Source organism: Mycoplasmoides pirum ATCC 25960, assembly GCF_000685905.1.
Lineage (GTDB): Bacteria > Bacillota_I > Bacilli_A > Mycoplasmatales > Mycoplasmoidaceae > Mycoplasmoides > Mycoplasmoides pirum.
The window spans coordinates 422,356-434,963 of the sequence record NZ_JMKZ01000001.1; the positions used below are offsets into that span (position 1 = coordinate 422,356).

13 protein-coding genes, 1 tRNA gene and 1 other RNA gene are annotated in these 12,608 nt (G+C 23.2%); 9 read left to right on the forward strand and 6 right to left on the reverse strand.

What is annotated here, in order from left to right:
* Positions 1 to 26 precede the first annotated feature (26 nt).
* From T397_RS03895 to scpB, 6 genes are read left to right on the forward strand one after another with little or no spacing between them, the layout of a single operon-like run.
* A complete protein-coding gene (locus T397_RS03895; RefSeq protein WP_036448616.1) occupies positions 27 to 437 on the forward strand; it encodes a DivIVA domain-containing protein in 411 nt (136 codons plus the stop codon).
* A 20-nt stretch (positions 438 to 457) separates the two neighbouring features.
* Positions 458 to 808, forward strand: a complete 351-nt coding sequence (locus tag T397_RS0101855; protein WP_027123983.1) for a holo-ACP synthase — start codon at positions 458 to 460, stop codon at positions 806 to 808.
* Positions 808 to 1,602, forward strand: a complete 795-nt coding sequence (locus T397_RS0101860; RefSeq protein ID WP_036448621.1) for a lysophospholipid acyltransferase family protein — start codon at positions 808 to 810, stop codon at positions 1,600 to 1,602. The genes T397_RS0101855 and T397_RS0101860 overlap by 1 nt, the downstream gene beginning before the upstream one ends.
* A 5-nt stretch (positions 1,603 to 1,607) precedes the next feature.
* Positions 1,608 to 2,477, forward strand: a complete 870-nt coding sequence (thyA, locus tag T397_RS0101865) for a thymidylate synthase (protein WP_027123985.1) — start codon at positions 1,608 to 1,610, stop codon at positions 2,475 to 2,477.
* A gap of 5 nt (positions 2,478 to 2,482) precedes the next feature.
* Positions 2,483 to 4,018 carry a segregation/condensation protein A gene (gene scpA, locus T397_RS04220; RefSeq protein WP_052663072.1) on the forward strand — a complete coding sequence of 512 codons (1,536 nt, stop codon included), beginning with the start codon at positions 2,483 to 2,485 and terminating at the stop codon, positions 4,016 to 4,018.
* 5 nt (positions 4,019 to 4,023) lie between these two features.
* Positions 4,024 to 4,731, forward strand: coding sequence for an SMC-Scp complex subunit ScpB (gene scpB, locus T397_RS0101875; protein ID WP_081794307.1), 708 nt, complete (start codon positions 4,024 to 4,026; stop codon positions 4,729 to 4,731).
* A gap of 53 nt (positions 4,732 to 4,784) precedes the next feature.
* Here scpB and rnpB read toward each other — a convergent pair.
* Positions 4,785 to 5,144: RNase P RNA component class B (rnpB, locus tag T397_RS04295), an RNA gene on the reverse strand.
* A 148-nt stretch (positions 5,145 to 5,292) separates the two neighbouring features.
* Here rnpB and T397_RS0101880 point away from each other — a divergent pair.
* Positions 5,293 to 5,946 (forward strand): thiamine diphosphokinase, encoded by a 654-nt coding sequence (locus tag T397_RS0101880; protein WP_027123987.1) that lies wholly within the window; start codon positions 5,293 to 5,295, stop codon positions 5,944 to 5,946.
* A gap of 119 nt (positions 5,947 to 6,065) precedes the next feature.
* Here T397_RS0101880 and T397_RS0101885 read toward each other — a convergent pair.
* From T397_RS0101885 to T397_RS0101900, 4 genes are all read right to left on the reverse strand, one after another.
* Positions 6,066 to 6,141, reverse strand: a tRNA-His gene (locus T397_RS0101885).
* Positions 6,142 to 6,200: 59 nt separating this feature from the next.
* Positions 6,201 to 6,863: a tRNA (guanosine(46)-N7)-methyltransferase TrmB gene (gene trmB / locus T397_RS0101890; protein ID WP_027123988.1), complete on the reverse strand. Its 663-nt coding sequence runs from the start codon at positions 6,861 to 6,863 to the stop codon at positions 6,201 to 6,203.
* Positions 6,847 to 7,359 (reverse strand): tRNA (uridine(34)/cytosine(34)/5-carboxymethylaminomethyluridine(34)-2'-O)-methyltransferase TrmL, encoded by a 513-nt coding sequence (trmL, locus tag T397_RS0101895; protein WP_036448816.1) that lies wholly within the window; start codon positions 7,357 to 7,359, stop codon positions 6,847 to 6,849. Before trmL ends, trmB begins: the two co-directional genes overlap by 17 nt.
* Before the next feature lie 109 nt (positions 7,360 to 7,468).
* On the reverse strand, positions 7,469 to 7,999 hold the full coding sequence (locus T397_RS0101900) for an ADP-ribosyltransferase family protein (RefSeq protein ID WP_027123990.1): 531 nt from the start codon (positions 7,997 to 7,999) through the stop codon (positions 7,469 to 7,471).
* A 568-nt stretch (positions 8,000 to 8,567) separates the two neighbouring features.
* Here T397_RS0101900 and ispH point away from each other — a divergent pair.
* Both ispH and ileS read left to right on the forward strand, forming a co-directional pair.
* Entirely contained in the window at positions 8,568 to 9,458 is an 891-nt protein-coding gene (gene ispH / locus T397_RS0101915; RefSeq protein WP_027123991.1) for a 4-hydroxy-3-methylbut-2-enyl diphosphate reductase, read from the forward strand.
* 17 nt (positions 9,459 to 9,475) lie between these two features.
* Entirely contained in the window at positions 9,476 to 12,187 is a 2,712-nt protein-coding gene (gene ileS, locus T397_RS0101920; RefSeq protein WP_155947924.1) for an isoleucine--tRNA ligase, read from the forward strand.
* On the opposite strand, the gene T397_RS0101925 is transcribed toward ileS, so the two are convergent.
* Entirely contained in the window at positions 12,176 to 12,589 is a 414-nt protein-coding gene (locus T397_RS0101925; protein ID WP_027123993.1) for a hypothetical protein, read from the reverse strand. The two genes, ileS and T397_RS0101925, sit on opposite strands and share 12 nt — an antisense overlap.
* Between the last annotated feature and the right edge of the window lie 19 nt (positions 12,590 to 12,608).

The window sequence follows — 12,608 nt, forward strand, 5'->3', positions numbered from 1 at the left end:
TAATGAAATGTTGACGGGAATCTAAAATGAATTTTAATGAAAATGACAAAGTAGTAAAAATTACATCAGAAGATGTTTACAATAAGAAATTTAGTCAAACTAATTCAAATGGATATGATCCAGATGAAGTTGATGAATTTTTAGATTTAATTGTTAAAAAACTATATCAATATGAAAAAAATTTAAATCGCTATTTAACAAGTATTAATAATTTTGCATCTATTAGCGAAAAAACAAGTCAACAAGATGCATTAATAAAGAAATTGCAAAAAGAATTGGATGATTTATATAACAATGGTTATGGTAATCAAGCAATGATGCGTAGAATGCAAAATATCGAACAAAATGTTCGAGAACGTAATACTGTGTTTAATGAAAAATTAGAAAGAATTGAACACATGTTAAGTAAAGTTTTAAAAAAATTAGAGATATATTAATTTAAAAGGGTAAAGAATATATGATTTTAGGTGTTGGAATAGATGTGGTAGATATAAAACGTATATCAAATAGAAAATCAAATGAATTTGTTAAAAAATTATTAACCCAAAACGAGCTTAATAAATATAATTCGTTAAAAGACGCTAATAAAGAAGATATGTTTTTAGCGGTTCGTTGAGCTTTGAAAGAAGCTATTTATAAATCACTAAAAATTAAACAATTGTTTACTGATTTAGATATTAAAAAAATTAACGGATTATATGAATGTTTTTTAGTTAATGATAATACAATTAATTTACATTTGTCAGTTTCATATGAAGCGGATATGATAACAGCAATTTGTGTAGCAGAAAGCAATTTAATAAAATAATGAAAACATTTACTCGCTGAATTATTAGAATACTTCAATATCTTTCTTTTCCGTTTGTAGGAATTGAATTTATTTTTAGATATTTGTCAGCATTATCAAAATCAAAACATTATGTAGAAAATCCTGAAAAATTTTTACCAGATGAAAGATTTAGAATTGTATATATTTTAGTGAGTAGAATTTTATATTTTAAAGGTATAAAAATTGTTGAAGAAAATTGAGATTTAGTTCCAAAAAAGCCGGTTTTATTTGTGATGAATCATAAATCAAATATTGATCCTTTGATAATGATTCAAATTTTAAATAACCATAAAGAACATCCGCTTATAACTTTTGTAGCAAAAAAAGAATTATTGAATAAAAATTTTGGGAAAATTCTTAGATTAATTGATGTTATTTTTATTGACCGTAATGATATAAGACAAATGGCATCCTCAATTGATGACCAGGAAAAGTTAATTCGTAATAATCTTTCACTTGCAATTTTTCCAGAAGGTACAAGAATTTCTGGTAATGAAATTGGTGAATTTAAACCAGGTGCGCTAAAAATTGCTTATCGTGCTTTTTGTCCAATAGTTCCTGTAGCAATTTGAAATACTCAAAATAGAATGGATCATAATAAACGTAAAGAATTATCATTAAAACCACAAGGTTATAAAGTATATGTACGTTTTTTAGAACCATTGTTACCAATTAATTTTATTAATATTCAATCGAATAATGTTGCAAGTAATATTCAAAATTTAATTAATGAAAATTATTTAAATCTAAAACAAAAGCATGAAAAAAAATAAAAAATATGAAACAATATTTAGATACATTAAAATATGTGCTTAAAAATGGAATAATGACTGATAATCGAACCAAGATTAGAACATTATCTACTTTTGGTTTAAGAATGGAATTTGATTTACTTAAGGGATTTCCTTTAATAACTACAAAAAAAGTTTTTTTTCCTGGTATTGTACATGAATTATTATGATTCATAAGTGGTAATACTAATATTCAATATTTAGTAAAAAATAATGTAAATATTTGGAATGAATGACCATATGAAAAATATAAACAATCAAAGCAATATAAAAAAGATCATGATTTGCTATGATTTAAAGAAAAAATTATTAAAGATGACGCATTTGCAAAAAAATGAGGAAATCTTGGACCAGTATACGGAAAGCAATGAAGAAATTTTTTAGGTGTTGATCAATTAAAAAAAATAATTTCAGAAATTAAAAACAACCCAACATCTAGACGTTTAATAATAAGTGCATGAAATCCAAAAGAAATTGAAAAAATGGCATTGCCACCATGCCATAGTTTATTTCAATTTAAGGTTTTAGATAATAAATTGCATTGTCAACTTTATCAAAGAAGTGCAGATTTATTTTTAGGTGTCCCTTTTAATATTGCTTCATATTCATTGTTAACAATGATGCTAGCTCATGTAACTAATTTAAAATGTGGAAAATTTATTCATATTTTAGGTGATGCTCATATATATGAAAATCACTTAGATCAAGTTAAATTGCAAATTACAAGAAAACCTAAAAAATTACCTAAAATTATTTTAAATAGCAAAGTTAAAGATTTATTTAAATTTAAATACGAAGATATTGAATTAGTTGATTATGAATCATGACCTAAAATTTCGGGTGTGGTAGCGGTATAAATTTTATGGTTAAAATGATTTGGTGTGAAGATATTAAACATGGAATAGGTAAAAATAATAGTTTACCTTGAAAAATTCCTGAAGAAATGGAACATTTTAAAAAAACAACTATGAATAAAGTAGTTGTTATGGGTTTTAATACATATAAAAGTATGGGCAAATTATTGCCAAATCGTATTAACATAATTATGACTAAAAATCATAAAAGTGATGTACCTAAAGATGCATTAATATATCAAACTGCAAAAAGTGTTTTAAAAGATTTTCAAGACGTTGACATTTATGTCATTGGTGGAAAACTAATATATGAATTATTTTTAGAATTTGCTGATGAATTGATTGTTAGTCGATTATCAAATGATTTTAAATGTGATACTAAATTTAATCCTAAATTGAATGAATTTAATTTAATTGAAAAAAAATCTTTTAAAAAATTTGATGTTTTTTATTATCGTAGAAAAAATGATTTAAATAATATTTCAAATTCCAATTTAGAACCAATTGATAATATTTTTAATTTGTCTTTTTTGCATTTTGTAGGGCCATTTGATTTATTGTTAGCTTTAATTCAAGATAAAAAAATGGATATTTTAAATTTGGATTTAGCTGAATTAACTGCACAATATTTAAAATTTATTAAAGAAAATATGAAAAATGTTGATATTGAACAAATTACTGATTATTTAGTAATGGCTACATATTTAATCGAATTAAAATCTAAACAAATTATTCCTTCAACTGATGATGAAAATGAGGAAGATTATGATCTATCAAACAACAAAGAAAGAGATCGTTTAGTAAAACATTTAATTGAATATAAACATTATCGAGAAGTTATACCAAAATTAGAAGAATTGCAATTAAATCGTTCACAAATGATTGGAAAAGAAGCTGATGAATGAAATGCTTTCCAAGTTTCTAATGATGATTTGCCAGAAGCGCCATTACCAAACTACATGAATCCTGATCGATTATTAGTTGCGATGCAACGAATTTTTAATAGATTAAAAAATAAAAGTATTAATTCTCCAAAAATTGTTGTTGAAGAATTATCAATTGAAGATGTTCAAAATGAAATATATGAAATTATTAAAAATAGTAAATCAAAGCAAATTACTTTGACTCAATTATTGAGCAAAGTTGATCAAAATAAACTTAATCAAATGTATTTTGTTACATGTTTTGTTGCTTTATTAGTTTTAACAAGATATCAAAAAATTGATATGTTTCAAAAAAAAGTTAATGATGAAATATATATAGAATTAAATACAAAACCTATAAGTAATGAACCTGAAGAAACCATTGAAGAAATGATTAAGAGACAAGAAGATTTTAAGCGCGAAACTGAAGAATACAGAAAACAAATTATGAAGCAGCGAGCTGAAGAATATCAAAAAAAACGTGAAATGTATTTGAAAGAAAAATACGGTGATGCTTATGTGTCGCGCGAAGAATATCGTAAAATGAGTGATGCTGAAAAATTGAAATTGCGAGAGAGACAAAAAGAAATTAATAAAAATAATAATGGTAATAAGGAATAATGACTATGGCAAAAAAAGAAAAAATATCTAAACAAATTAAAACAAAAAGTAACAATTTAAATTTAGATAAAATAAAAAATGTTTTTGCTAAAGAAAAATCACAATTATCGCCTCCAAAGAAAAAAAATATCAATAATCAAACATCACTAGATGTTAAAGCAATAATTCAAGGTGCTTTATTTGTTGCCGGAAAAGAAGGAATGACATTAGCTGAATTACATAAAATTTTGCCTAAATTAACAATGGAAGAAATTAAGCAAAATTTAGGTAAATTACAAAATAAATTTGATTTAGATAACGAATTAGGTATTACGATTAAAGATTACGGTAATAAATATAAATTTTTGACTAAACCTGAAATAAAAAATGAAATGCGACGATATGCCAATTTAAAATTTAAAAATCCTTTAAATTCAAAATTAATGGAAGTATTAGCTATTATTGCCTATAATCAACCTTGTACTAGACCAAGAATTTCAGAAATTCGAGGAGTTGATTCTGCAAATTTAGTAGATATTTTAATTGAGCACGGATTAGTTCAAGAATTAGGCAGATCTGATACTTGAGGAAGACCTTTCATTTATTCTGTTACTGATAAATTTTTTGATCTTTTTGGTATTAGTACTATAGAAGATTTACCAAAAGTTCAAAATTTTGATCCTGAATCATTTCTTGAAGCAAATTTCTTTGATAGCAATAGATTTGAAGAATAAATTTTTGCATTACGTTATTAAAAATAAAAAAGGGACCTTTCGGTCCCTATTTTGCTTATAAGCCATGTTCTGTATCCAAATAGATGGATGTTAACTATTTATCTACATAAATTTATAAATTTATGTCACAATTTTAATTCATTTCTTAATTTTGTGTTCCCTTACCAAAATTTAGGTTTCTCACTTATGGGGTTTACCAACGTTTCACTATTAATTTTCATTAATACTCGTCTCTGTGGCACTTTATGCAAAATCACCATGATATAAATTTTAGGTTATTTGCGCCGTCATTATAAATCTAATCATAATGCTAGGTTTTATTTATTAAACCTACATAAAAACTACAAACATCTCAGTTTGTGTGAGCATGGACTTTCCTCTAATTTATTAAAAATCAGCAGTTAACCAGCAAAACATAAATATTTTACATAAAAATTAATATAGTTAATAGATAATCTATTAAGTTAAAAATTATTCATAAAAAATTTTTTTTATAATATATCTTAAAAAGATTTAAAGATTTTTATGTATTTATCAAAAAATTGTGTGAAATAATTATTTATGAATTTTAATTTAATTCTTAACGGAAATATAAATAAGCAAGTTATTAAAATAATTAATCAATATAGTAAAAATTCTGCAAAATGAATAGGTGTTGATAAAGGTTCATTGTTCATTTTGAAAAATAATTTAAAACTTTATGCTGCTTTAGGTGATTTTGATTCTGTCAACAAGAATGAACTTGAATTAATTAAAGAAAATACTAAAAATTTTTTCATTTATCCCCCCGAAAAAGACCAAACAGATTTTGAAATAACTTTAGATTGATTAACAAAGCAGAAAAAAATTAATAAAATTAAGATTTTTGGTTGAAACGGTGGTAGATTAGATCAATTGTTATCTAATTTATCTGCATTAGCAAATTTTAAATATTACAAAATATTGAATAAGATTGAATTTATTGATTATTCTAATTGAGCTAAATTATATTTACCTGGCCAATGATCATTATCAAGATTTGGTAATATGAAGTATATATCTTTTTATTCATTACAAAACATAAAAAATTTTTCTATTGTAAATTCAAAATATCAATTAAAAAATAAAGATTTAATTTCTAGTACCACTTTATCAAGTAATGAATTTATTAAAAATAAAAAAATTAATTTTTCATTTGATTCTGGAATAATTTTAGTAATACAAAGTAAAGATTAATTTAATATTTTTAATAACACAAATTAACTAATTAATTTTAATAAAAAAAATATGGAACTTTAAGATTCCATATTTTTTCTTTGCGTGTAATTAAATAGCAAAGCATTTAATTTTATAAATGGGGCGATTAATGGGGATCGAACCCACGTATGCCTGAGTCACAGTCAGGTGCGTTAACCACTTCGCCATAATCGCCATGTATTATTACATTGATATATTTTATATATTAATTAGCAAAAGTTATAAAAAATTATTTATTTAAAGCAAAAAATTATTTTTTTAATTTTAATATTGTTAGCTACAAATTTTTTTTCATATTCAGTTTCAATATTATTTATTTTCAAATAATCATCATTTGGCAAGTTATGTAAATCAATTGTTTTAGCAATTATTTCAATATTATGTTTTAACTCAATTTGTTCTAAACAATATTCAAATAAATTGTCATTATCAGTTTTAAATTCAATTAATCCATCTTTTTTTAAAATTATTTCATACTTATTTAAAAAATTAATATCGATTAATCTTCTTTTGCAATGTCTTTTTTTGGGTCAGGGATCACTAAAATTTAAAAAAATTTTATCAACGCTTTTTTCAGAAATAAATGATGTTATTTCATTTGCGTCTAAACATGTTAATAAAATGTTGTTTAATTTTTTTTCATTTGTTTCATATTTTTTAATAGATTTAGCAATAACTGTTAAAAATTTTTCTATGCCTAAATAATTAATATTTGAATTTTTATAAGCATTTTCTCATAAAAACCCACCTTTTCCACTGCCGATTTCTATGTAATTTTTTTTATTATTGTTTTTGTATAAATCACTTATTTTTTTATTTACTAAGTTGTTAACTTTTAAAAAATATGACGAATTTTCACAAATATTGAGCGCATTAGGATTATTTCGCAATCTCATAATTTATTCCTAAATCTTTAAAATTATTTTGTCGATAAATTTCATATAATAAACAAGCCACACTATTACTTAAATTTAAACATCTTGATTCATTACTAATTGGTATTCTGATTGTTTGATTTTTATATTTGTTTAATATTTCTTCAGGTAAACCATTTGTTTCTTGACCAAAAACTAAATATATTTTTTTATTTTGATTAAAATTAAAATTGATTTCATCAGGTCTTGATTCACCTTTTTTAGTTAAAAAATATATTAAATCATTTTCATCAATTGAATTAAGTAATGATTGAAAATCATCATGTTCAAACAAATTAATTTGATTTAAATAATCAGTACTAGCTCGAATCATTCGTTTATCATTTATAAAAAATCCATATGGTCTAATTAAGTGTAGATTAGAAGTAAATGTTGCACAAGAACGAATTATATTACCAGTATTGTATGGAATTTCGGGTTTATATAAAACTATATTTATTAAAGATTGCTTTGACATTTTATTAGATTGATAAATAGTAATAATATTATTTCATTTTTTAATCAATGATAAATTTAAAATTGTTTTTTGTATAAAATTAATCTTATCAATTATCTATTAAATTTCTTTATTGTAAAAATGTCATTTCAAAAACATTAATATTTTTTTCTTTGTAAACATTATCAATTTTGAATTTTGATCCTATGTTAAAAATGATTTGTCATTCATTGTTAACTTTTAAAAAATTTTCTTGATGAGCTAATTGAAATCCTGAAACATAAGCTAAATTTTTAGAATCTTTTGAAACTTTGATTTTAAAGACAGTAGATTCTTTTAGTGGCGATTCTAATTTATCATGCTCAGTTAAATTCATTCCTATTGAAAAATCTTCTGCATGTTCTTTATTTAATGATGATGAAATAAAATCATATGAATAAATTTCTTTGCCTATACATTTGCTATAGTCATGTTTTCCATCTTTGTTAGTAGTTACAAATGGTTTTAATTGATCTCAAAATTCATTTTCCATGAATTCAACACCATGATAAGAAGTAAAAGATATTGGAGAAATTGAATTAAATATTGCATTTTCCGTATATTTGTAATCATTACCTCTAATTTTTATATTGTCTGGATCAGCAAAATTTGTTCACGGCATTGGAGCAAATTTTTTATCAACAATAGTTTCAACTACATCTTTTGATTATGCAAATAACATTTCAAAAATGATCTCAAAAAATTGAATATAAATTAATGACTTGTAAATTTGAATCACAATATAAATTAACTACTTTATTATTTGAGTTCACTTCAAAATCTTTTTCAGATAAAGTATTAAATCATTTTTAAAAATACGATTCAAAAATTTGATTTGCTCCATTGTTTATATTGTTATTAAAAAAGAAATCTAGTGAATTAGTTTTTTTAGAAAATTCATACAAATCAAAATAATCATTTTTGGTTAATTCATCATTTATTTCAGCTATATATATATATATATATTTAATTGTTGATTACTATTTTGTGAACAAGAAGTTAACATAAATATAATTTGATATTGAAATTATTACTAGATATAAAAGCAGAATTGAGATTATTAAATGTTTTTTAAGCATATTTTTAAATATTTTTCTATGTTTAACATATATAATAAATGCATAACATATAACTAAAAACTTTTAATAAAATTTTTTGTAAAATGAATTTTGTTTTTTCAATAAGCTAAAATGCAGTTAATTAAAATTTCTCCACGTGGTTTTTGTACAGGCGTAATAAATGCTTTTGCTATAACAAAAAATGTTGCTTTAAATAATCCAAACAAAAAAATTTATATGTTAGGATGATTGGTTCATAATGAGCATGTCGTTAAAGAAATGTTGGATTTAGGGGTAATTGTTTTAGATGATAAAATTAAAGATCGAAAATCATTGATTTTAGAGATAGATAATACTGATGAACCAATTGTAATTTTTTCTGCACACGGAACCGATCAAAAAGTTATTGATTTAGCAAAAAAAAGAAATTTACGAGTTATTGATCTTACTTGTGTGTATGTTACACAAACACATGATTTAATTAAAGAAAAACTGAACGAAGGTTACAATGTTTTTTATATTGGCGTTTCTAATCATCCAGAAACTATTTCAGCATTATCTATTGATGAAAAAATTATTTTATTAGAATCCGCAGAAGATGTAAATAAATTAAAATGTCCTGATAAAAAAATTTTTGTAACTAATCAAACAACAATTTCTATTTATGAATTTTATGATGTAATTAAAGCATTAAGATTGAAATATAAAAATATTGAATTTAAAAATGATATATGTAATGCTACTAATGAACGGCAAGATGCATTAATTAATGTTGTAAAAACTTTAGATTTAGTTATTGTTGTTGGCGATAGACGTTCTAATAATTCACTAAAATTAGTTGAAATAGGTAAAACGCATAATGTTGAATCACATTTAGTATCAAATATTAATGATTTATGTGATAATTGATTTATTGATAAACAAAAAGTTGGGATAACATCAGGTGCATCAACACCTGATAAAATAACCCAGAAAATTATTGATACAATAATACAAAGATATAATCCTGAAATTATTGAATAGTGTTATAGGTAAGAAATTTATTTATGGATTACAAGAAAACTTTAAATATACCTGAAACAGCTTTTGAAATGAAAGCTAATCTTAATCAAAAAGAGTTAGTTTTTCAAGAAAAATGATTAAAAACTAAGCTTTATGAGAATGTATTAGAATCATTTAAAAGTCGTGAAATGAAAATTTTGCATGATGGCCCACCGTATGCAAACGGCAATTTGCATGTTGGACATGCTTTAAATAAGATTTTAAAAGATTTTGTAATTAGATCTTGAATTCTATATGGCTATAATAGTCTATATATTCCAGGTTGAGATACTCATGGTTTGCCTATTGAACATGCTGTTAGTCAAAAAACAAAAAATTATAATTCCTTATCAACAATTGAAAAACGCAATCTGTGTTTAGAATATGCCAAAACTCAAATAAAAAATCAAAAAGAACAGTTTGCAAGATTTGGATTGTTAACTGATTTTGATAAATGTTATTACACATATGAACAAACATATGAAATAGATCAACTTAATGCATTTTTAACCATGGTTGAAAAAGATTTAATTTATCAAGATTTGAAACCTATATATTGATCATGATCTTCTAGAAGCGCATTAGCAGATGCAGAAGTAGAATATGCTGATGTAAAAGCCTCTAGCATTTATGTAAGTTTTAATGTTGTTGAATCAAATTCTCAAAAAATTCAAAATCAAACTAAATTGTTAATATGAACAACAACACCTTGAACTATTCCTGCTAATCAAGCTATTTGTGTAAATCCAAATTTTCAATATGTTTTAGTGCGAACAAATGAATTTGATTTTGTTATTGTTAAAGATCGATTAGATGATATTGCAAAAACATTGTCTTGAAATGATTATAAGATTTTAGATACAATCAATGGAACAGAGTTAAATGGCATTAAATATGTTCATCCTATGTATCCAAATCAATTTGGAATTGTTATATTGGGTGAGCATGTTAAAAATAACGATGGAACAGGATTAGTGCATTGTGCCCCAGGATTTGGTGCTGATGATTATAATGTTTGTAAAAAAAATAATATTAATGAAATGATTGTTCATCTAGATGATTCAGGAAAAATTAATAGTGATTTTCATGATGAAAAATTAAGAGAAATATTTTATCTCGATGCAAATAAAACGATATGTGATGTTTTAAAATCAACTAATAATTTACATTTTTACAATGAATTTGTTCATAGCGAACCTCATGATTGAAGAACCAAAAAACCAGTTATATATCGTGCAACAAAACAATGATTTATTAATATATCTAAAATTAAAAATAATTTAGAAAATAATATAAATACTATTAAATTTCAAAATGATCAAGACTATCAGAAATTATTAAATATGGTTACAAAGAGAACGGATTGATGTATTTCACGTCAACGTGTTTGAGGTGTTCCAATTCCAATTATTTTTGATGAAAATAAAAATCCTATTATGGATTTGGATTTAATTAAAAACATTATCAAAAAGATTGAAGAACATGGTAGCAACTCTTGATTTGAAAAACCTGTAGAATTTTTTTTAACAGAAAAATATTTAAATAACAAAACGTATTTTAAAGAACAAGATATTATGGATGTTTGAATTGATTCTGGTGTTTCATATAATGTTTTAAATCACTATAATTTAAAACCTCAAGCAGATATTTATTTAGAAGGAATTGATCAATACCGCGGATGATTTAATTCATCATTAATTTGTTCAACAATTCAAAATAATATTGCACCTTATAAAGAATTGTTTTCTCATGGCATTACTTTAGATGAAAAAGGTCACAAAATGTCAAAATCAATTGGTAATGTTGTAGATCCAATTAAAATTTGTAATCAATATGGTGCTGATATTTTAAGACTTTGAGTTTGTTTTGTTGATTATTCAGAAGATAATAGAATAGGAGATAAAATTTTATTGCAAGTATCTGAACAATATCGCAAAATTAGAAACACATTATTTAGATATATATTATCGAATATTAATGATTTTGATTTTCAAGATTTTAATAAATACGATTATTCATTAGCAGATAAAATTATTTTAGCTAAAGTTAATTCTAATTTACAAGAAATAGATTCCTTATTTAAAAATCATAAATTCTATTTAGCATTAAAAATTATTAATAAGCAAATTATCGATTTGTCAACATGATATTTCGACTTAATTAAAGATAGTTTATATTGTGATGAAAAAAATAATCCAAAAAGAAAAGCTATTCAATCTGTTTTAAATTATATTTTTTGTCATTATTTAATGCGTTTATCGATTATTTTACCTCACACTTGCGAAGAAGCGTATCAATATTACAATTTACCTAATAAATCATCTAGTGTTTTCTTAGATAGCTTAAAAAATATTGAAATTATTGAAAATTCTGAAATATATTTAAAAGATTATGAAGATTTTTTGAAATTTAAAAATTTGATTTATGCTGAAATTGAAGTTTTAAGAGATAAAAAAATTATTAATAAAAATAATGAAGTTTCTATTACTTTGCCAAAAAATTTAGTAGATGTTAATAAAGTTTGATTCAAACATTTGAAAGAATGATTAAATGTTGCTGAAATTAAAATAAATGAAAAAATAACTGAAATTCAATTATCAAAAACAAATTTTTATCGTTGCGAACGTTGCTGGACTCATTATGAAGATAGTTATTTTCCAACCAAAGAATTATGCTTGCGTTGTCATAAAGTACTTAATTTAAGTTCTTAAAAAATATCCAATTTTAATATCTAAATACTTAATCATATTTGGTGGCATTATAAATACATATTCAATTTCTTTGTTTTGTTTAATTTTTGAATTAGGCTCAACAATTTCAATATCTAAAACTTTCCAATTTATAGAGCAGAATATCATTGCATAAGTTAATTTAAAATTGTAAGTATTATCTAATTTATTTGAAAGAATTACAAAACATTGATTTTCTTTATATTCATTTGCTAAACCACAATGTTCTAATAATTCATTAAAATTTTTAATTTTTCCAACATTTATTTTAGAAATTTGAAAATTAATAATTAATTTTCTATTTTTATATGCGCCTTTTCTAATTATTGAATTAGCAATAATTTTTTTTAAAAATTTTTTATCCTTTTTATTTGTGAATTCCATAATTTAAATTCTTTTTATT